The sequence below is a fragment of the Streptomyces sp. NPDC092952 genome, assembly GCF_044754785.1.
Lineage (GTDB): Bacteria > Actinomycetota > Actinomycetes > Streptomycetales > Streptomycetaceae > Streptomyces.
This window is the reverse complement of record NZ_JBIVPT010000006.1, coordinates 1-20,982: the sequence shown is the minus strand read 5'-3', so window position 1 is coordinate 20,982 and position 20,982 is coordinate 1. Positions and strand designations below refer to the sequence as shown.

General features: G+C 69.0%; 14 protein-coding genes and 4 pseudogenes. 7 read left to right on the top strand and 11 right to left on the bottom strand.

Going from position 1 to position 20,982, the window contains the following annotated elements; genetic code table 11:
* Positions 1-23 precede the first annotated feature (23 nt).
* The 3 genes and pseudogenes from ACIQGQ_RS16760 to ACIQGQ_RS16750 form a co-directional block, all read right to left on the bottom strand.
* Positions 24-962 (bottom strand): MerR family transcriptional regulator, encoded by a 939-nt coding sequence (locus tag ACIQGQ_RS16760; RefSeq protein WP_402396091.1) that lies wholly within the window; start codon positions 960-962, stop codon positions 24-26.
* A 645-nt stretch (positions 963-1,607) separates the two neighbouring features.
* Positions 1,608-2,024, bottom strand: a pseudogene (gene panD, locus ACIQGQ_RS16755) (aspartate 1-decarboxylase); the annotation flags it as partial.
* Positions 2,025-2,068: 44 nt separating this feature from the next.
* Positions 2,069-3,322 (bottom strand): MFS transporter, encoded by a 1,254-nt coding sequence (locus ACIQGQ_RS16750; protein WP_402396088.1) that lies wholly within the window; start codon positions 3,320-3,322, stop codon positions 2,069-2,071.
* Positions 3,323-3,423: 101 nt separating this feature from the next.
* Here ACIQGQ_RS16750 and ACIQGQ_RS16745 point away from each other — a divergent pair, with 101 nt between their 5' ends.
* A complete protein-coding gene (locus tag ACIQGQ_RS16745; RefSeq protein ID WP_402396085.1) occupies positions 3,424-4,416 on the top strand; it encodes a LysR family transcriptional regulator in 993 nt (330 codons plus the stop codon).
* Here the strand turns inward: ACIQGQ_RS16745 and ACIQGQ_RS16740 are convergent.
* The 3 genes and pseudogenes from ACIQGQ_RS16740 to ACIQGQ_RS16730 all read right to left on the bottom strand — a co-directional run.
* Positions 4,355-4,746 (bottom strand): annotated as a pseudogene (locus ACIQGQ_RS16740) (transposase); the annotation flags it as partial. The gene ACIQGQ_RS16745 and the pseudogene ACIQGQ_RS16740 sit on opposite strands and share 62 nt — an antisense overlap.
* A gap of 57 nt (positions 4,747-4,803) precedes the next feature.
* Positions 4,804-4,935: pseudogene (locus tag ACIQGQ_RS16735) on the bottom strand (hypothetical protein); the annotation flags it as partial.
* A gap of 190 nt (positions 4,936-5,125) precedes the next feature.
* The gene (locus ACIQGQ_RS16730; protein ID WP_402396083.1) at positions 5,126-5,674 is read right to left on the bottom strand and encodes an RICIN domain-containing protein; all 549 of its coding nucleotides are present in this window, start codon (positions 5,672-5,674) and stop codon (positions 5,126-5,128) included.
* A 753-nt stretch (positions 5,675-6,427) separates the two neighbouring features.
* Here ACIQGQ_RS16730 and ACIQGQ_RS16725 point away from each other — a divergent pair.
* Positions 6,428-6,769, top strand: a complete 342-nt coding sequence (locus ACIQGQ_RS16725) for a hypothetical protein (protein ID WP_402396882.1) — start codon at positions 6,428-6,430, stop codon at positions 6,767-6,769.
* A gap of 831 nt (positions 6,770-7,600) precedes the next feature.
* On the opposite strand, the gene acnA is transcribed toward ACIQGQ_RS16725, so the two are convergent.
* Together acnA and ACIQGQ_RS16715 are read right to left on the bottom strand one after the other, a co-directional pair.
* Positions 7,601-10,315, bottom strand: coding sequence for an aconitate hydratase AcnA (gene acnA, locus ACIQGQ_RS16720; protein ID WP_402396080.1), 2,715 nt, complete (start codon positions 10,313-10,315; stop codon positions 7,601-7,603).
* Positions 10,316-10,653: 338 nt separating this feature from the next.
* Complete coding sequence (locus ACIQGQ_RS16715) at positions 10,654-11,409, bottom strand: TetR/AcrR family transcriptional regulator (protein ID WP_402396077.1); 756 nt, start codon at positions 11,407-11,409, stop codon at positions 10,654-10,656.
* 134 nt (positions 11,410-11,543) lie between these two features.
* Between ACIQGQ_RS16715 and ACIQGQ_RS16710 the strand changes: the two genes are divergently transcribed.
* Positions 11,544-12,629 (top strand): alpha/beta fold hydrolase, encoded by a 1,086-nt coding sequence (locus ACIQGQ_RS16710; protein WP_402396075.1) that lies wholly within the window; start codon positions 11,544-11,546, stop codon positions 12,627-12,629.
* Between the two features lie 300 nt (positions 12,630-12,929).
* Here ACIQGQ_RS16710 and ACIQGQ_RS16705 read toward each other — a convergent pair whose 3' ends face one another.
* The gene (locus ACIQGQ_RS16705) at positions 12,930-13,535 is read right to left on the bottom strand and encodes a hypothetical protein (RefSeq protein WP_402396938.1); all 606 of its coding nucleotides are present in this window, start codon (positions 13,533-13,535) and stop codon (positions 12,930-12,932) included.
* Positions 13,536-13,790: 255 nt separating this feature from the next.
* Positions 13,791-14,288 (bottom strand): annotated as a pseudogene (locus tag ACIQGQ_RS16700) (DUF6801 domain-containing protein); the annotation flags it as partial.
* Between the two features lie 716 nt (positions 14,289-15,004).
* Here ACIQGQ_RS16700 and ACIQGQ_RS16695 point away from each other — a divergent pair.
* From ACIQGQ_RS16695 to ACIQGQ_RS16680, 4 genes are all read left to right on the top strand, one after another.
* Positions 15,005-15,322, top strand: coding sequence for a trypco2 family protein (locus ACIQGQ_RS16695; RefSeq protein WP_402396072.1), 318 nt, complete (start codon positions 15,005-15,007; stop codon positions 15,320-15,322).
* Positions 15,309-17,993 (top strand): NACHT domain-containing protein, encoded by a 2,685-nt coding sequence (locus ACIQGQ_RS16690; RefSeq protein ID WP_402396069.1) that lies wholly within the window; start codon positions 15,309-15,311, stop codon positions 17,991-17,993. Before ACIQGQ_RS16695 ends, ACIQGQ_RS16690 begins: the two co-directional genes overlap by 14 nt.
* Before the next feature lie 93 nt (positions 17,994-18,086).
* The gene (locus ACIQGQ_RS16685) at positions 18,087-18,710 is read left to right on the top strand and encodes an RraA family protein (RefSeq protein ID WP_402396067.1); all 624 of its coding nucleotides are present in this window, start codon (positions 18,087-18,089) and stop codon (positions 18,708-18,710) included.
* 238 nt (positions 18,711-18,948) lie between these two features.
* On the top strand, positions 18,949-20,478 hold the full coding sequence (locus ACIQGQ_RS16680; RefSeq protein WP_402396065.1) for a helix-turn-helix domain-containing protein: 1,530 nt from the start codon (positions 18,949-18,951) through the stop codon (positions 20,476-20,478).
* Positions 20,479-20,583: 105 nt separating this feature from the next.
* Here the strand turns inward: ACIQGQ_RS16680 and ACIQGQ_RS16675 are convergent, their stop codons facing one another.
* Positions 20,584-20,871: a hypothetical protein gene (locus ACIQGQ_RS16675; RefSeq protein ID WP_402396062.1), complete on the bottom strand. Its 288-nt coding sequence runs from the start codon at positions 20,869-20,871 to the stop codon at positions 20,584-20,586.
* Positions 20,872-20,982 lie beyond the last annotated feature (111 nt).

The window sequence follows — 20,982 nt, the reverse complement described above, 5'->3', positions numbered from 1 at the left end:
AGGCCGACAACGACGGCGTCCCGTCATCTCCGTGCCCGGGCCTGCAGAGCGTGCACGGCCCAGTCGAGCACCGGCCGCAGGCTCTCCGGACCCGGCCAGCCGTTGATCACCGCAAGCAGCGAGGAGTACCGCTCCCTCCGGGGGTCATTCATCCGTTCCAGCCGGACCAAGAGCTGCCCCCGCGACGCGGCATCGTCACCGCGGTCGAGGAGATGTGCGCAGCGGGTCATGAGAATCGCGACGACCGGATCGGCCTGGGGCGAGGCCGGTTCGACACCCGCTGCCACGGCCGGCGCGACCTGGTCGCGGACGATCGCGGCCAAGTCGTTGTGCAGCGCGGGTGGACGGCCCGGGAAGTACCCGGCCGTCTGCTCCTGGACCAGGTCTCGTACAAGGGTGCGGAAGTCCGGGTCCTGCGACAGCTCGGCCAGTTCCACCCATGCCTGGACCTGCTCCATATCGGGGTTGTCCGGCAGTTCCGGAGTCATCGAGCGCATGATTCCCGCGAACATGGGGCTGGTACCCACGCCACCGAACGCGGCATCGAGGAAGTCGCCGACCAGTTGCCGGCGTTCGGCTTCGGAGAGCTTGGCCAGTCTGTGCATCAGATGTGTCTCCTCAGGGGTGGCCCCGCGGTTCGCCACCGCGGTCAGCACCGCGCGCCGCAGCTGCAGGATTCGGATCTGCACGTCCAACGCGTCGGCATGTACCGCGGCGGCCTCCGACAGCGCGAGTTCCCGGTTCACGACCTTCCGGACGGCCGCGAGGTCCAGTCCCAGGTCGCGCAGGGTTCGCACAAGATCCAGGCGTGCGACGGCGTCGTGGTCGTAGAGGCGGTAGCCGGCCGGGCTGCGGTCGGCGGGCGGCAGGAGTCCGGAGTCGGAGTAGAACCGGATGGTCTTGACCGTGCTACCGGCCCGTCGGGCCAGTTCGCCGATCGAGTAGAGCGTGCGGCCGTTCATGTCCCCACCCTCTGGTCTCCCCCTGCTGGAGACTCAAGCCCGTGAACTCGCGACGGTCGAATTCTCACAAACGATGGCGAGCTCAAGCGGTCAGCGCATCACCGCTGTTCAGGAGGCCGGCCTCGACCGGGCCGTCGGTCTCCCGCTCGGTGCGTTGCTACCCGGGGGACCCGCGTGAGCCGCCGCCGCGCTCCTCGCCCCGGCCGTCCAGCCCGGTGCCACGCGTGCGTGTGCGCGCCACACCCCCGGGGAGTGCAGGGCCGGCAGCATGCATCCGGCAGGAACGACCGCCCGGTGCAAGGACGGCACCTACAACTCGGCAAGCATTTCCGCGGCACCTGCGGCAGCCACAGAGGCGTCCGCCACCGACGCGCGTAGCTGTCCCGGCGACACCGAGGGGCTCCTCGCCATTCGGGCCCGTGCAGATCTGCCGTCCGTACGGGCCCGCGTGCTGCCGGCCTGCGGCTACTCCCTCTCGCCCCCGTTCTTCCCGTCGGGCTGTCCACCGGGCCCGCCGTCGGGTTCGGGCGACGGTTCCGGCCCGTCGGTCTCACTGGTCGGCGTGTCGCCGGGGGTGACGCGGTCGTCGAGGGCGGTGGTGACCGGCCGGCCGGCGGCGAAGAGTTCGTTCGGGCCTGCGGCCGGGGCGGCCACCGCGTGCGGGCTCCGCACGGCGGCGCCCCCGGGCGCGGGCTCGGAGGCATCGGCGCCGAGCTCGACGACGCGGTTCGCGGCGTCGACGTGGACGATGCGCGGCTTCAGCGCACGGGCCCCGGCGTCGTCGATCTGGGCATAGCTGATCAGGATGACCAGGTCACCGGGGTGGACCAGATGGGCGGCGGCGCCGTTGACGCCGATGACACCGGAGCCGCGTTCGCCCTCGATGACGTAGGTCTCCAGCCGGGCGCCGTTGTCGATGTCGACGATGTGCACGAGCTCGCCGGGCAGCAGGTCCGCCGCCTCCATCAGCTCGGCGTCGACGGTGACGGAGCCGACGTAGTACAGGTCGGCGTGGGTCACAGTGGCCCGGTGGATCTTGGACTTGAGCATGGTGCGCAGCATGGACGTACTCCTGGGGGTGGGCTCCCTGCCTGCGTTCGTACAGGTCAAGGGCGTTCACCCACCTTACGACGGGTCGCACGTCCGCCCGGTGTGCCGCCGGTTTCCCGGGACCGGCGCCGGACTCGTGCCGCTTGCGCGGGTATGCGGCGTCGCGCCGTCCGTCGGGCCTGGCACACGCCGATCCCGGCGTGGGCGAGGGCGAGCAGTGCGACGGCGGCCAGCAGTACGGGCGTCGTCGTGACGTGGCCGAGGAGGGTGAGGACGTACGGGGTGAACATGCCGAGGTACGCCGCGGTCCAGAACCGGGCCGTCCAGCGGGCGAGCCGGTGGGGCGGGGCGAGGGCCGCGGTCCGGGTGAGGCCGTGGGCGAGGGTCAGTCCGTAGGCCGCGCCGAGAACGATCGCGGCGAGGAGCGCGAGGGGCTCGTTCTCCGTCGCCGCCGCGACGGCGGCGGTCGCCGTGCCGGCCGCGACGGCCAGGAGGCCCGAGGTGGGTGTGGACGGAGCCCGCCGTGCGGTGAGCAGACCGGTTCCGGGGACGACGGCCGTGGCGACGCCCGTGAGGACCAGACCGGTGTGAAGGGTGCTCGGCAGCGTGACGAAGCCGATGGTGGGGGCCGTGAAGACCCACGGCGCCAGGGGCAGGACCGTACGCCGGAAGCGGTGGACCGCGTGTGCGTGGGCGGCCTCGGAGCCGTGGGCCGGGGCCGGTCCGGCGGTCTCCGGTGCGGCCAGTGCGAGCCATCCCGCAGCCACCCCGAGGACGACGTGCGGAACGTACGCCGTCACCATCGGCCAGGGAGCCCACTTCGCGATGAGTGCCGCCGCGATGCCGCCCGTCGCGAAGCCCGCGGACACGAACAGGCCGGGGCGGCGGGGCGAGCCGGAGAGTTCCTTGATCCAGGCACTGCCCGCGGCCAGCAGCGCGCCCGCGCCGACACCGGTCAGGAAGCGGCCGGACAGCAGCGGCCAGGCGCCTCCCCACACTCCGCCCACCATGAGGAGAAGGGTGGACAGGATGTTGAGGGCCAGGGCGGTGAGCGCCACCGGGCGCCGTCCCCTGCGGTCGGCGAGAGGGCCCGCGACCAGGAGCGCCGGGATCAGGCCGACGACATACACCGCGAACAGTCCGGTCACCGTGGACTCGGTGAGGCCGAGGTGACCGCGGTAGGCGCCGAGCAGGGCCGAGAACTGGTTGGCGCTCCAGCCGGAGGCCAGCATGATCCATGCGGCGCGGGCGCCCCGGGTTCCGGCCGCGGGGAGTGAGTCGGCAGGGGCGGTGACAGGGGGTGAGGTCATGTCCCCATTCGTATGTGCCCGACCGTTCGGCCCGCACCGTACGTTCACGATTCGTGAAGGGCCCGCGCCGCCTGGCCGGGACCTCGTCTACTCTCGGATGCATGGTGCTTGACCTGCGGCTTCTGTCGTCGTTCCTGGCGGTTGTCGAGGAGGGGCACTTCGGGCGGGCCGCGGCGCGGCTCTTCCTGTCGCCCCCCGCCGTCACCCAGCACGTACGCCGTCTGGAGAGCCAGGTCGGCGTGCGGCTCCTCGACCGGTCCGCCTCGCCCGTCGTGCCGACGGCCGCGGGGGTGCGGCTCGCCGGGCACGCGCGCACCCTGCTCGACGCCGCGCATGCCGCGCTCGACGACCTGTCGGACGTCACACGGGAGGCCGGCGGCGGGCGGCCTCTGCGGGTGGGAATCATGGGGCACGGTTCGGCGGAACTGACACCCGCGGCCATCAACGCCTACCGGCGGGCCCGGCCCGAGGTGCGGGTGGAGATCCGGCAGCTGGACTTCACGGAGCATGTGTCCGCCCTGGTGGAGGACCGGGTGGACGTGGCCTTCGTGCGGCCCGGCCCGGACGACGAGCGGATCGTCGCGGACGTCCTCACCACCGAGCAGCGGATCGTCGTCGTGCACGAACGGTCGCCGCTGGCCGACGCCCGGGCGACCGGGGTCGGCATGGCGGACCTCACCGAGCTGCCGCTGTTCCGTGTCCCGGGCCACACCCCGCACTCGTTCACCGAGTACCTGTACTTCGACGACCGCGCCCAGCGCCGCAGCTCCGAGCTGGCCGTCACCCCGCAGGAGGTACTGACCGGCGTCGTCACCGGGCGGGCCGCGGGCTCCGGCCTGCGTTCCTTCGCGCGGTACTACGCGTGGCCGGGTGCCGTCTTCGTACCCGTCCTCGACGCACCGTGGGAGAGCAGCTACCTCGCGGTGCGGGCCGGTGACGACAACCCGGAGGTGCGGATCTTCCGGGCGCTCGCGGTGGCCCTCGCGAAGGACCTGGGCCCCGGAATCGGCTCTCCGGGCCGACCCGCCGACGTCACCGGTGTCGGCCGGCTCGGATCTTCGCGCGAGCAGCCCAAAGGGCTGTCGCGTAAATGATCTTGGGGTCGCCTCGGGCGATGCCGAGCATGGCGTAGTGGACACCGTCCCCTTCTTCATGCGGGCGAAGACGTGCTCGACACGGGCGCGGACCTGCTTGTGGGACTTGTTGCGCTCTTCCTTCCAGTCCGGGAGTTCGCTCTGGCCGCGCTGCCGGCGGTGCGGGATGACGAGTCCGGTGCCCGGGTAGCCGCCGTCGGCGATCGTGAGGGTCCTGCCGACGGCTGCCTTCGCGCAGGACTCCTGCCATGCCTCTCAGTCGTTGCGGTTCCCGGCGAGTGGCCGCCCGACCACGACGACCAGGCAGGTGTCGGCGTCGATGACGACCTGGAGGCTGTCGTTGATCTCGCGGCGGAGATCACCGCCGGCGAGGTAGTCGCAGACGAACGCCGCGCGCACCGCGCGGCCCGGTTCCTCGATCGCGCGATAGGTGGGGTGCTTGGGCCCACCGTGGGTCGAGCGGCGCAGAACCTGGTCGGCCTCGGCGGTGCCCAGGCGCAGGACGGTGGTGTACTTCATGATCTGGTCGTACTGCTGGCGGATCAGGTCCCAGTCGATCGTCTTGGTCGACAGCCCGACGCCAGAGAACCGCCGTCCACGAGCACCGCGAAGACGCCCTTCGGGTCTGGCCCGGACGTGCGAGGGACGACAGCGGCGGGAACTGGAATGCGGAGCATCAGCCACCGCGCCAGTCCCCGCCCCTTCTCGGTTACAACCAAATGCGGTCGCTTGCGGACGCGCAGCTGGTCTGGATGATGGGAGCGGTGTTGGCGCTACTGCCGCCCAGCGGTGCCATACACAAGCCGCTGTTCCAGTTGATCAGAGCTTCACCACTGATCAACTGGCCGTTCTCCCTAAATTCCCAGCCGGAGATCTTCCAGTACTGATCGGGGTGTCCCCCGCAGGGATACTGAGTAACCGGGGCATTGCTCTCTGTCCGTGCCGCGTCGACAGACAGGCACATGTCGCTGTTTTTGTTCTTGATGTAGTACCAGCGGTCCAAGTTGCTGTCTTTGAATTTGTACTCCACATTCCAGAAGTGGTCGGCCCACGCTCCGCACGTGAACTGGTTGAGTTGCTCGGCAGGGGCCTGACTGCCTCCTGGGACGGCTAGACATAGGCCAGAGCGGCGGTTGACTATGTGGTGATAGCCGCCTTCACCGTCCGGGGCGTCGACGGCATTGGCCGGCGCGGAGTTGAGCACGGCCAGAAGGACGGCTGCGATTATGGGGAAGAGACCCTTGAAGTATCTGCGCATGTCACCTCCAAAAGGCGACCACTTAGAGTGGTCGAATAATTACTGAAATCCGGTTTTGCGTCGTTTCCACGAAAGGGCACAACCCTTCGCCTGAGTACCGAGGTTCCCACTACACGCTCCCCGCTCCGCGCATCGAACCTCCACCAACGGGCGTCAGATAACTGATATTCCCGGTCTGCGTACCCATCCCGACTGCTACCCAGCCTGAGGCGCAGGCGGAGCGAAAAATCGGCAACGCGCGCACAAGTCATGCGCATTCAGTGCGGATAATTCACCCGAACAGACTCGTTCCAGAATTCTTTAGGGGTTGTTCGTACGCTCTTCAAAACACCCGCTGAAGTCCGACAGAAACGAGCTGAGGGCGCCCGACGCGCCTCGACCGCTGTCGATAGTCGTCCCGTGCGGTGGTCGACAGCGTTGCACGCTCCGGGCCTACGGGACGCGATGCCGTCGTCGAACGGGACCACTTGGATGACTGCCAGATCAGCGCAATACCTCGAGAGGCCTGTCCACGTGATGCGCGATCCTTACAAGGAGTCGAGTCCAGGCGTGATGAAGAACTCCCAGGATCATGAGGTCATCCCTCACGAGGTGGCCATGGCCAACGCCCGTCAAGCCCTCGACAGAGCCCGCGCCCGCGCCCGCGCCCGCAGAGACCACGACCGGGCCATGGGCCGGTTATCACACCAGGTCGAGTTCATGTTCCGCCGCCTCGAACGTACAGTTCGGCAGCCCGGCGCTGACCACCCGGCCGTGGACGCCCTCCTCCTCCACTGTGCACACAGGTGGGCACATTCCGGCGGGGCCACCCACACCTCCCTGCGAAAGCTGGAGCGGGCCACCGACTGCGACGCAGCCGACCTTCGCGACACCCTGCGCCGCCTGGACACCGCAGGCGAGATTCAGTTGTACTGCGGCAGACCGCAGACGCTGGCCGGAGCAGCGGACCTGGCCACACACGCCAACTTCGTAATCGTCGCGGATTGGCCACGCATCAACATCAACCGCCCACGGTCTGGGCGGCGTCGTAATGGAACACCGCTGGGAACCGCCTCGCCACCGCCGGAGTCCCGCCCCTCATCGAGAAGCCGCTGACCGGCGACTCCGCATCAGCACTCCGGCTTGCCGCAGCGTTTCAGACCGATGGAGTTCCGGCCGCCGTCGGCTACGTCGAACGGTTCAACCCCACCCTCATCGCCCTCCGGCAGCGACTTGAGAACGGCTACCTCGGAGACGTCTTCTCCGTCGCCACCCGCCGCATCGGTGCATACCCGGTACGGATCACCGATGTCGGCGTGATCCGCGACCTCGACCTCATCACATGCATCACCGGCACCCGCTCCACCTCGCTCGCCACCCGAACCGCCCACCGCAGCGGCCGTCTCTACGAAAACCTCTTCGCCGCTCTCGGGACGATTCCGGCTCGTCGGTCTCGCTGGCCGGCGCGCTGTCGCCGGGAACGATGAGGCCGTCGAGGGTGATGGTGACCGGTCGGCCCGCGGTGGAGAGTCCGGTCAGGCTTTCCTTGACGCGGTCGTGGAGCACGGTGGTCAGCTCCCGGTCGTACGGGTCGCGGTCGGGCGCCGCTTCGCTCTCGTGTGTCAATTCGTTCCTACTTGACCGAGGACTCCTGGACATGCGCCTGAAAGTCAGGTGCACGGCTTCCGCGTATGGCGGCGGCCATCGGCACTCCGACCGACTCGAGCCACCTCCCGTTCAGGCCGGGCTCGTTCGTCACACGCTCGCGGGAACAGAAGAACCCCGCACCTGGCACAGGTGCGGGGTTCTTCGTCGTAGGGTGCTCAGCTCCACCCCGGGAGCAGATCGCGTGCGTCCATGGTCGCCCGCGCACCTTCCGCCCCGTCGAGCGCGAGCGCCCCGCCCTCAGCGCGGGGCGCAGGGGCGGAGCCGCTCGTTCACATCAGCTCAGCTACCGACAAGGTCGCGCAGCACGTACTGCATGATGCCGCCGTTGCGGTAGTAGTCCGCCTCGCCGGGGGTGTCGATGCGGACGACCGCGTCGAACTCCACACCGGTGTCGGTGGACACCTTGACCGTGCGCGGCGTGGTGCCGTCGTTCAGCTCGGTCACGCCGGTGATGGAGAAGGTCTCCTCGCCGGTCAGGCCGAGGGACTCGGCGTTCGCGCCCTCGGGGAACTGGAGCGGGAGGACGCCCATGCCGATGAGGTTCGAGCGGTGGATGCGCTCGTAGGACTCGGCGACGACGGCCTTGACGCCGAGGAGCGCGGTGCCCTTGGCGGCCCAGTCACGGGACGAGCCGGAGCCGTACTCCTTGCCCGCCAGGATCACCAGCGGCGTGCCGGCGGCCTGGTAGTTCTGCGAGGCGTCGTAGATGAACGAGACCGGCGCGCCGTCCCGGGTGAAGTCGCGGGTGAAGCCACCCTCGGTGCCCGGGGCGATCTGGTTGCGCAGGCGGATGTTGGCGAACGTGCCTCGGATCATGACCTCGTGGTTGCCTCGGCGCGAGCCGTAGGAGTTGAAGTCACGGCGCTCGACGCCGTGCTCCGTGAGGTACTGGCCGGCCGGGGTGTCGGCCTTGATCGCACCGGCCGGGGAGATGTGGTCGGTGGTGACCGAGTCGCCCAGCTTGGCGAGGACGCGGGCGCCCGTGATGTCGGCGACCGGGGTCGTCTCCATCGTCATGCCCTCGAAGTACGGGGGCTTGCGCACGTAGGTGGACTCGGCGTCCCACTCGAAGGTGTTGCCGGTCGGGATCGACAGCGCCTGCCACTGGGCGTCGCCCGCGAAGACGTCCTGGTAGGACTTGTTGAACATGTCCTCGCCGATGGAGTTGGCGACGACGTCGTTGACCTCGGCCTCGGACGGCCAGATGTCCGCCAGGTAGACCGGCTTGCCGTCCTGGTCGATGCCCAGGGCGTCCTTGGTGATGTCCACCTTCATCGAACCGGCGATGGCGTACGCGACGACCAGCGGCGGGGACGCCAGGTAGTTCATCTTGACGTCGGGGTTGATCCGGCCCTCGAAGTTGCGGTTGCCGGAGAGCACCGAGGTCACGGCCAGGTCGTGGTCGTTGACCGCCTTGGAGACCTCCTCCGGCAGCGGGCCGGAGTTGCCGATGCAGGTGGTGCAGCCGTAGCCGACGAGGTTGAAGCCGACCTTGTCGAGGTACGGGGTCAGACCCGCCTTGTCGAAGTAGTCGGTGACGACCTTCGAGCCCGGGGCGAGGGTGGTCTTGACCCACGGCTTGCGGGACAGGCCCTTCTCGACCGCCTTCTTCGCCACGAGCGCCGCGGCGACCATGACGTACGGGTTCGAGGTGTTGGTGCAGGAGGTGATCGCGGCGACGGTGACGGCGCCGTGGTCGATCTCGTACGTCGAGCCGTCGGGGGCGGTCACGGTGACCGGGTTCGACGGGGTGCCGTTGGTGGCGGCCGGGGCGTCGGAGGCCGGGAAGGACTCCTCGCCCGCCTCGTCGGCGGTGGCGACGTAGTTGAGGACGTCGCTCTTGAACTGCTCGGCGGCGTTGGCGAGGACGATGCGGTCCTGCGGGCGCTTCGGGCCGGCGATCGACGGGACGACCGTCGAGAGGTCCAGCTCCAGCTTCTCGGAGAAGTCCGGCTCGGCGGCCGGGTCGAGCCAGAGGCCCTGCTCCTTGGCGTACGCCTCGACGAGCGCGACCTGCTGCTCGTCACGGCCGGTCAGGCGCAGGTACTTCAGCGTCTCGTCGTCGATCGGGAAGATCGCGGCGGTGGAGCCGAACTCCGGCGACATGTTGCCGATGGTGGCGCGGTTGGCGAGCGAGGTGGCGGCGACGCCCTCACCGTAGAACTCGACGAACTTGCCGACGACGCCGTGCTTGCGGAGCATCTCGGTGATGGTCAGCACCAGGTCGGTGGCGGTGGTGCCGGCCGGGAGCTCGCCGGTCAGCTTGAAGCCGACGACGCGCGGGATGAGCATGGAGACCGGCTGGCCCAGCATCGCGGCCTCGGCCTCGATGCCGCCGACGCCCCAGCCCAGCACACCGAGGCCGTTGACCATGGTGGTGTGCGAGTCGGTGCCGACCAGGGTGTCGGGGTAGGCCTGGCCGTTGCGGACCATGACCGTACGGGCCAGCTTCTCGATGTTGACCTGGTGGACGATGCCGGTGCCCGGGGGGACGACCTTGAACTCGTCGAAGGCGGTCTGGCCCCAGCGCAGGAACTGGTAGCGCTCCTTGTTGCGGCCGTACTCCAGCTCGACGTTCTGCGCGAACGCGTCGTTGGTGCCGAACTTGTCCGCGATGACGGAGTGGTCGATGACCAGCTCGGCCGGGGCGAGCGGGTTGATCTTGGCCGGGTCGCCGCCCAGCTCCTTGACGGCCTCACGCATGGTGGCGAGGTCCACGACACACGGCACACCGGTGAAGTCCTGCATGATCACGCGGGCCGGCGTGAACTGGATCTCCTGGCTGGGCTGCGCCTGCGAGTCCCAGCCACCGAGCGCCCGGATGTGGTCGGCGGTGATGTTCGCGCCGTCCTCGGTGCGGAGCAGGTTCTCCAGCAGCACCTTCAGGCTGTAGGGGAGGCGCGCGGAGCCCTCGACCTTGTCCAGCCTGAAGATCTCGTACGACTCGTCGCCCACGCGCAGCGTGCTGCGGGCGTCGAAGCTGTTCGCCGACACGACAGTCTCCTTCATCAATGTGCGCGTACTCCGCGCCGCGCCTCGTCACGCCAGGCGCCGCGTGGTGCCGCCTACGGCCCCTCGACCGTCCGCTAGAGTGAGGATTGGTTAGGTAACCCTTACTTCCCGCGGACCGCGCTGCGCCTTCGGCATATATCTCGATGTCGAGATAACTCTAGTACATCACCCCGGCGCGGTCATGCGCGGGCACCGTCGGCCCGCCGCGGCGGAGTCCGGACGCGACCGGCGGACCCGGCCGCCCCGACGGAACGACCCGGACAGAACCAGGATGACCGCGACCCCGCGCCCCGGCACCCCGCCGGCCCCGGACCCGGGACTCAGGACCCGGGACGGTCGACGAGGGCCTGGACGCCGTCGAGGATGCGCGAGAGCCCGAACTCGAACGGGTCCTCGTCCGCCCCGGTAGCGGCATCCGGCGCGAAGGCACCGGCGTCGATGGCGCGCGTGAGCGCCGGGAAGCGGTCGGCGTGACGCGTGAGCAGCTCGCCGGTCAGGTCGAGCCACTGCCGCTCGTGCTCCGCGTCGAAGTCGGCGGCCTGCTGGGCGAGGCTGCGCACGTGGCCCATGACGAGCAGGAAGACCTGGTGCCGCTGGGGCGCGGTCAGGCCGGTGGGCTCCAGGATCCCGAGGGCGGCGTCGAGCCAGGCGAGCTGGTGGGGGCCCATGAGCTGGCGGCGCATCATCGTGGCGGCCAGCAGCCACGGGTGGGCACGGTACACCTCCCGGCAGGAGCGGGCCCAGGCGGTCAGGCGCGACCGCCAGTCCGGCGCCTCGGCCGCGAGGTCGGGGGCATCCCTCACCACGGCCTCCACCATCAGCTCCACGAGCTCGGTCTTGCCGGGGACGTAGCGGTACAGGGCCATCGCGGAGACGCCGAAGGCGGCGGCGACCTTGTTCATCGAGACGGCGTCCAGACCCTCGGCATCCGCGAGCCCGACGGCCGCCTCGGCGATCCGGTGCGGGGTGAGGCTGGGCTTGGGGCCGCGCGTGGGCCGCCCCTGTTCACCCCACAGCAGCGCGACCCCGGCCCGCAGATCGCGCGCCTTCTTCTCCCCGGCTCCGGTTCCGGCCATGGCTCCCGCTCCTCTCCGATCCCCCTCCGGGCCCCGATCGGCACGGGGCTCCCGGCGGGGCGTTGACACCCGACGACAACTGTATATACCTTAAAGCTCACCGCTTACCCCATAAACAGTTTATGGAGTCAACCATGATCGGTACCATCATCACCGCGACCGCCGCCACCGCCCTCGCTGCTCCGGCAGCAGGTCTGCTGGGATACCGGCAGTTCAAGCGCGCCGCCCACGCGAAGCGGCTCCGCATCACGGCCCCCGAGGGCATCGACGAGTCGGGGTTCGTCCGGATCGGCGGCATCGACCAGTGGATCTCGGTGCGCGGCGACAACCGCCGCAATCCGGTGATCCTGGAGCTCCACGGCGGCCCCGGCGCCGCCAACCACGTCTTCCTGCCCCGCACCCGCGCCTGGGAGCGGCACTTCACGATCGTGCGGTGGGACATGAGGGGCGCCGGCCGGACCTTCGTACGCAACGGAGCCGAGGGGCAGGGCGACTTCACGCTGGACCGGCTCCACCGCGACGCCGTGGAAGTCACCGGACACGTCCGCACCCGGCTCGGCGTCCCCAAGGTGCTCCTGGTCGCCAACTCCTTCGGCACGGTGCTGGGGCTGCGCCTCGCCCGCAGCCACCCCGAGCTGTACTCCGCGTACGTCGGCACCGACCAGAACATCGCCGGGGGCGGCCGCGACACCTCCGCCTACGAGGCCCTGCTGGAACGCCTGCGGCGGACCGGCAAGCGCAAGGAACTGGCCCGGGCCACGGAGATGGGGGCCGACCGCGCCGCGTGGACCACCCCGCAGTGGTCCATGTACAACAAGCTGGTCATCACCAGCGACCCACTGTCCTACGACACCATGAAGACCGTGGTGGTCCGCTCGCTGTGGTTCTCACCGCAGCACACGCTCCGGGGGCTCGGCGCCTACATGAAGGGGATGACCTTCTCCGAACGGCTCGCGCCGGAGGCGGTGACCATCGACGAGTGGCACGAGGGCACCTCCTTCGCCCTCCCCTTCTTCGTCTTCCAGGGCGCGCGGGACGTCCTCACCCCGCCCGGGCCCGCCCGGCGGTTCTTCGACGACGTCGACGCGCCGGTGAAGGACTTCGCCCTGATCCCCGACGCCAGTCACTTCGCCTCCTTCCGGCACCCCGGGGCGTTCCTCGACCTGATGCTCACCAAGGTCCGCCCGGTCCTCGACCACTCGTCGGCACCCCGCCCGTGAACCGGACCGGTGGATCACGGTGTTCTGGAAGCACCTGCACCTACACCGCGTCGGTGCCCCATTACCCCCGTGAGCAGGTTCCAGCCGGGCTGGAGAAGCAGATCGCCGATGCGCGACGACCGCCGCACGGTCCCGGACCTCGGGCTCACGGAGCACGAGCCGCGCGGCCCTGATCGGGGCCGGTGGCCGGGCGACGGATACACCGGGCACGACGAAGGGCCGCCCCGCCCACGAACCGGGGGACGACCCTCGTGCCGGCACCTCCCGAAGGTGGCCGGTGCCGGACTTCCAGCCGATCGGTCAGCGAACGACCATGTCATCGGCGTCATCGACACCGAGTGGTTCCGGGAGCCGACCGTTGACATCGGCGCCCGCGCACGACCGCACCCCCGCGCCCTGTCGGCCGACCCGGTGCAGCGCATGACGCGATGCCGGACGAACCTGGCCGCCCATGGCCTTCCCGCCCGCACCACCGCGCACCACCGGCTTGGCGTCGCGCCCCTGATGCCCGGGGACGACAACGTCCAAGCCGTTCCCGTGCCCCGTGGCATCGGGCCTTCCGCTCCCGGCGGCCCCGGTGAGCGGCCCACGCTCCGGGACGACGCGCCGCCCGTCCCCTCCACCGTCACCGTCACGGCGGGCCTTCAGCCGCATGCCGAGGAAGAAGGTGCCGACGCAGGCGACGAGCACGCCCACGGCAAGCAGCACGAACTCCTTGACGCCGAGACCTCCGGCCGGGGCTCCACGGGTAATCACGGGCTCGGTCGAGCCCTGGGCCACGGGGGTGGGGCTGATCGCGGCCGCAGGGCCGGAAGCCTCCGGATCCAGCGTGCCGGACGTGGGCGCGCCGCCCGCCACGGGCCCGGTGGCCGCCGGCGTGGCCGGTTTCGGAACGTCAGCGGTCACGGGTCCGGTCGTCCGCCCGGGCCCGGTAGCCGGTCCCGCACCCGACGTCCGCCTCGGAGGAGCGGATGCCACCGATCCGGCCGCCGGGTGCGAAGCGGGCGGCTTCGCACCGGTCGTCGGCCGTGGAGCGGTGGAGGACCCGGAACCCGGCTCCGTGATGGTGAAGGACTTCACGAAGTTGCTGCTGTTGGCGTTCAGGGTGCACGCCCCGTCGCCCCAGGCATACATTGTCCCGTTCCTGGCGACGAGACGGAGGGCGAGGTCTCCGGCGGTGACCCTGCCCTTGCCCGACCGGCTGAAGGTGGGCGTGGTCACGCTGGCGGTCGCGGTGACCCTGAACGAACCGGACGCCGGAACCTTCCTCCTGGCCATGCTGAACGGAACCTTCATGTCGAAGTCGCCCTGCGGCCCGGCCACATGGGCCGTCGCGGTCACCGTGCCCTCAACGGTCTGCGCACCGATCCCGGTGAGCCAGTCGGTGATCCCCGCGCTCACCGTCGCCACCGCGTCGACGGAGATGGTCCTGCCTGGCTCGCCGACCTTGATCGAATCCGGAATGTTCGAATCGATCGTCACCCTGGTCGACTGAGTGCCGGTCACAGTGGACGAGCATGTGTAGTCGAATGTGCGGGCGAATGGTTGCGCGGCAGCCGTCCCGGCACCGACGATGCCCACGACTCCGTTCACCGCCGCCAAAGTTGTCGCGGCCCCAAGGATTACCCCTGCCCTTGACCTGCCGCATTTATTGATCATGAATTGACCCCCGTCTGTTGCTCAGGGTGCTCGATTGCGGAATGGCTCTCATTCCTGGCGTTGCTCCAGGCCGCACACCCGTACCGGATTCGCGAATCCCGGACGATCTCGACCAGCAGGATCCGCGGCGTCACTGGAAAGACACCGCCCGGGCGACTCCGGTTCCGAGAGGCACGTGGCGCACTTCCAGGAAGGCGGTCGGCCTTTGAGTGATACCTCTGTCGGCACACACACCGCCCGCACAGCAGAACATCACGACGCCGGGCACAAGGGGCGGCCGCGGCGACAGCGCCTTTCGAGCGAGTGTGCACTCTCCTTCGAAATGACTGTACATCAGGAGTTCCACACCCCTCGCCCGGCTCTCACCCCATCCGAAAGCTGTTCCGCGAGTGATCTTTCACAAAGCCGGCGCAAGAGCAACGTCCGGTACGGTACAGCGAGGGCAACCGACTCGCGGCACGCCGCTCGGGGTCGTGAACTCGCCTACGGGAGGCCCCCATCGCCAGGCAGAACCTCGCACTCATCCCCAACGAGATCCAGATCGGCTTCCGTTCACCGGCCACCCCGGCCACCGCCCTATCGGCACGATCGAATATGTCCAGGAAAGGGGAAAACCGGCCAGATTCCCTGACTGGTTCGCCCATAGAACCGGAATCTACATAACCACTTTCCACCGCTCAATCCCCTCACCCACCTCACGTCGACGAGGAGCAGCCATGACGACGATCGGGTTGGCCGCAGCCATCGAGGAACTGCGGCAGGAGCTCTACCAGGCCCAGGCCCAGGGAGCCCAGCAGCAGTTCGCCTTCGAGATCGAAGAAGCCCAGCTCGAACTGCTGCTGGAGCTGCGCGACGACGTCAGGGGTGAGGGGAAGTTGCAGTTCGGGGTGGCGACCGCGGGTGGGTCCGGTTCGCATTCCTCGTCCCGTTCCCACAAGTTGACACTGAAACTTCAGGTGAAGGACCGGGCCGCAGGAGGAAGAAGCCCCGAGATCCGTCTCCAGCAGTCCGGTTCCTGGGATGACGAGGGCTGAGTTGCAAAAGGAGAGACTGGCTCTGATCAGAGGCGGCGACGACGATCGGTTCCGCAGCGTCGGCACCGGCTACCTGATCGCCCCTCGCCTCGTACTGACAGCTCACCACGTCGTACAGAAGAGCGACGGCTCGAAGTGGGAGAGGATCGAGGTACGCGTGGGGCACCCCCAGGACGGCGGCACGTACCGCTCGGTCCTCCGGGGAAGTGTGTGCTGGACCGCCCCCGACAACCGCGATGCCGCCCTGCTGCTGCTGGACAACGAGGTCGACGCACCCGGAATAGTGCTCTGGGGGCGGCCCGCCGGCAGAACCCCACTGCCCTACGAAGGTCTCGGGTACCCCTACGCGGCCTACAAGGGCGGGCAGCACAGGGTGGAGCACCTGAGAGGGGAGCTCCCTCCCCTGGCCGGCGGCACCGGCGCGCAGGACCTCTGCGTCCTGGACCAAGGGCCGACACCGGTCTCACCCACGGACGGAGAGCGGCCGTGGGTCGGGGCTTCCGGCACTGCGGTCTTCTGCCAGAACCGTCTCGTCGGTGTCGTCATCCACGACGACAAGATGTTCGCGAACAGCCGCCTGCACGCCTGCCCTGCCCGCACCTTCGTCGACGACCCCGAGTTCATTGAGCATCTGCGACATTTCGGCGGCGGTCCGCCAGCGCTCGTCGACGTCCGAGGTGTCGGCCACGGCACCACGGACGACCACCGGCCGAGCCGCCGCCCGAGAACGCGGGCCGAAGCCCTCCACGCCCTCGGGCGAGCCGTTCGTACCGGGCTGGAGAATGACCCGATTCAGAAAGAAGTAGAGTCCGGAGAGCCGTTGCCCCTGCATTGCAGGGCCGCGTCCAGAAAAATCACTGGCCAGCGGGATGGCGCCCGAGAGACGTCGGTGGCACTGGCGCGCACTTCCCCGCTGGACCTGACAGGACAGCTGAGTGGCCTCGTCGCTGTCTACCTGTGGGAAAAGCGCGGCAAACTGCTGATCCTGGGCAAGGGCGGTTCAGGGAAGTCCGTACTGGTTCGGCGCTTCGCCCAGAATCTACTGGAGAAAGCCAACCCGGCCGGTCAGGGACCGGTGCCGGTGATCTTCAGTCTGGGATCATGGAACCCCACCCATATGTACCTCAAAGATTGGTTGATCGACCGCTTGGAGCGGGATTATCCATTTCTGGCCAGACGAACGGGCGAGGAGCAAACGACGTGGGCCGCTGAACTCATGACCGAGGGCGATGTACTCGCGGTCCTGGACGGGTTCGACGAGATGGCACCGAACCTCTACGAGCCCGCGTTGCAGGAGATCAAAACTTCGAACCTGCCGATACTGCTGACCAGCCGCCCCGAACCCCTCAAAGGCATCGAGCCGGACGGAGGCCTCTTCCCAGGGATCGAGCTGACGGGCCTCACTCTCGCCGACTGTTCCGCCCGGCTTGGCGATTTGAAGGGTTGGCCAGTTGTTCTGAAGGAGTTGCGCAACCATCCCGATGCCCCGGCGGTGAAGCAGCTCACCACCGCGCTGGCTACGCCACTGATGTTCACCATGGTCACGGACTTCTGCAAGTCTGGCGGCACGCCTGCGTCCCTGCTGGAACTCGCAAGGTCCGACACCTCGGACACCTCTGACACATTGGAATGGCAACTTCTGAACGCCTTCTTCCGAAGGGCGTACAACGACAAACGCAACCCGTCCGTTCCGCTACACCAACGCTGGAGTGCCGAGAAAGCAGGTGACTGGCTCCGCTACCTCGCCGAGCACCTGGAAAAACAGGGCTCGGGCTCAGAGGACATCGAGTGGTGGCGACTGGGCACGACCATGAGCCTGCCTCTGCGCATGGCCGTCTCGGGATCGCTGTGCGGGCTCGTATCGGGAACGGCGAGTGCCGCCGTCGCCATGTCGGCAGGCTCCCTCGCGTTGGCTTCTTTGACCATGCTGGTGAACGTGCTCGGCATCGGGGCGGCCTTCGGGATCCTGCACGGATTCACATCAACGGTCAAGGTCAACGCCCTGTTCACACCGTCCCGCATGCAGATCGCCACCAGCAGCGAGCCGCGCGGCAAGCGGTGGGGGAGAGTACGGGAGAGCTTCCTCCTCAGAACCGGCGGCGGGCTGGTCGGCGGACTCATTTTCGGGACCGTCTACGGTGGTGCACTCGCGGTCTACGTGAGTCTTCAGTCGTTCTCCTTGCTCTCGGTCGCCCTGATCTTCGGGAACTGGCTCGTAGCCGGGCTCATGCTCGGAGTGGGGCTGGGGATCGTCCTCACCCTGGTCGCCTGGTTCGAGACAGAGGCCACGCCGAACGAATCAGTCGGTGCCACGGACCTCTTGCGCAAGAACCGCACCATCGTGCTCGTTCAGGCAGCCACGGCGGGGCTGGTCCTCGGACTGGGGTACGGAGCCGCTGTCACTCATTTCAATGGCTTCGCACTTGGTCTCCAGAGCGGGATCACCGGCGGGCTCGCCGCAGCCTTCGGAATCCTCACGCTGACCGCATGGGGCAGGTGGATGGCCCTTGTCCGCCTCTGGCTCCCTCTGCGAGGAACCCTTCCCTGGAGGATGAGCACCTTCCTGGAAGACGCCCGCGCCCGAGGCGTACTGCGCCAGGTCGGCGCGGTCTACCAGTTCCGCCACACCCGGCTGAAGGAGCACCTCACCGACTCCGGCCGGCCGTCGTGACCGCACCCCGCGAGCCCCGGCCAACACACCCTCTGAGACGGTCTGTTACGACATCTGGCCGACCGACCGGGCAGAACCGGACGACGGAGGAACATGAACGACGCGAACGAGTTCACGGACATCTCTCCGACCACCCTCGCCGACCTCCTGGGGCGCGGGCAGGTCATGGACATCGGCATCCGGCCCCTGTGGACGCCGTCCCCCCGGGTCGCCGGACCGGCGTTCACGGTCCGGTGCCCGCCCGGCGACAACCTCATGCTGCACGCGGCCATCCACCGCGCGGAGCCCGGCTCCGTCATCGTCGTCGAGTCGGGTGACGTCGACTTCGCGCTCGCCGGCGGCAACGTCTGCGCCGTGGCCCAACGCCGGGGCATAGCCGCCTTCGTGGCCGACGGGGTGATCCGCGACCTCGCCGAGGTCCGCGCGATGGGCTTCCCGGTCTTCGCCAGGGGTGTCATCCCCATCCCCGGAACGAAGAAGGCGGTGGAGCCGCTCAACCGCCCCGTGCGGTGCGGCGGGGTCGACGTGGCCGCCGGGGACATCGTGGTGGCCGACGAGGAGGGTGTCGTGGTCGTCCCGCGCTCCGGCGCCGGGCAGGTGCTCCTGGACGCGCGGGCGAAGGCGGCCAAGGAGGCCGCGGAGAGCCTGGACGACTGGGAGGCGGCCCACCGCACCCGTATCGACGCGATCCTGCACGGCGCGGGCTTCGAGGGCTGACTCCCTCACGAGTGCGGGGCCCGGGCCCCGCGCCCGGCCCCTCGCTCCGCCTCCTGCCCCGTACGGACGCGCAACACGGGCGGCCACGGCGGCCCGGGCGGAACATGGAAGGCGACAACGCCCCGGACAGCGCTCGCCCGCGCCCCGGGCCGCAACTGCCGCGCCGACACGCCCATGCGTCACCCGAATGCCGCACCCCACCGTTCGGCTCATCTCATATCTGAGATAACCTTTCGCCATGTCAGACGATTACCTCGTACGCATCGGCAAGCTCATACGCGACGCCCGCCAGCACCGGGGCTGGACGCAGAGCCAGCTCGCCGAGGCGCTCGGCACCAGCCAGAGCGCGGTCAACCGCATCGAGCGCGGCAATCAGAACATCAGCCTTGAGATGATCGCGCGCATCGGCGAGGCTCTCGACAGTGAGATCGTGTCCCTCGGGTACGCCGGACCGATGCACCTGCGCGTGGTCGGCGGCCGCCGGCTCTCCGGCGCCATCGACGTCAAGACGAGCAAGAACGCGTGCGTGGCACTGCTCTGCGCCTCGCTCCTCAACAAGGGCCGCACGGTGCTCCGCCGGGTCGCCCGCATCGAGGAGGTCTACCGCCTCCTGGAGGTGCTGAACTCCATCGGCGTGCGGACCCGCTGGATCAACGACGGGACCGACCTGGAGATCGTCCCGCCCGCCAGCCTCGACATGGACGCGATCGACGCGGACGCCGCCCGCCGGACCCGTTCCATCATCATGTTCCTCGGCCCGCTGCTGCACCGCATGGACCGCTTCAAGCTCCCGTACGCGGGCGGCTGCGACCTCGGCACCCGCACCATCGAGCCGCACATGATCGCGCTGCGCCGCTTCGGCCTGGAGATAGCCGCGACCGAGGGCATCTACCACGCCCAGGTCGACCACACGGTCACCCCCGGCCGCCCCATCGTGCTGACCGAGCGCGGCGACACCGTGACCGAGAACGCCCTGCTGGCCGCCGCCCGGCACGACGGCACGACCGTCATCCGCAACGCCTCCTCCAACTACATGGTCCAGGACCTCTGCTTCTTCCTGGAGGCCCTGGGCGTACGCGTCGACGGCATCGGCACGACGACCCTGACCGTGCACGGCGTCCCGCACATCGACGTGGACGTCGACTACTCCCCCTCCGAGGACCCGGTCGAGGCGATGAGCCTCCTCGCCGCCGCCGTGGTGACGGAGTCCGAGCTGACGATCCGCCGGGTACCGATCGAGTTCCTGGAGATCGAGCTCGCGGTCCTGGAGGAGATGGGCGTCGACTGCGACCGCACGGCGGAGTACGTGGCCGACAACGGCCGCACCCGCCTCGTCGACCTGACGGTCCGCCCCTCCAAGCTGGAGGCGCCGATCGACAAGATCCACCCCATGCCCTTCCCCGGGCTGAACATCGACAACGTGCCGTTCTTCGCGGCGATCGCCGCCTCGGCCCACGGCCAGACCCTGATCCACGACTGGGTCTACGACAACCGCGCCATCTACCTCACCGACCTGAACCGCCTCGGCGGCAGGCTCCAACTCCTCGACCCGCACCGGGTGTTGGTCGACGGCCCGACCCGCTGGCGCGCCGCCGAGATGATGTGCCCGCCGGCCCTGCGCCCGGCGGTGGTGGTCCTGCTCGCCATGATGGCGGCCGAGGGCACGTCCGTCCTGCGCAACGTGTACGTCATCAACCGGGGGTACGAGGAGCTGGCGGAACGCCTCAACTCCGTGGGCGCCCAGATCGAGATCTTCCGGGACATCTGATACGAGGATGCCGCCACACCCCGTCCGGCCTGCCATTTCGCGGGACAGGGAGGGGTGCGGCGGCATGTCTGGGACTTCTCTGGGACTTTGGGCCTGTGCGGCGAGCTACGCTCCACAGGCTCTACCGACCGGCCACGGCTGTGCGGAGATCGCGTCGATGGCAGCGCTGCCTCGTGCGCCGGCCCGGGGCAGGAAGTGGGAGTACTTCCGCAGCGTGAACCCTGGGTCGGAGTGCCCCAGCCAGCGCGCCAGGGAGACGACCGATTCGCCGGCCTCCAGTTTCTCGGAGGCGAAGAAGTGGGGCAGGGCGTGGAAGCCGTGCTCCCGGGACGGCTTCCACACGCAGGAGTTGAAGTAGTTCCGGTTGATGGCCTTCCGCTCGCGTCCCGTCACCAGAAGGCGGTAGGTCCTAGGCACTGTCCGGCGGATCATGCGACTTTCTGACCGGTGGCTCGTTGGTTGGGTCATGGGCCGGGGGGATCTGACGAATCGCGAGTGGTCGTT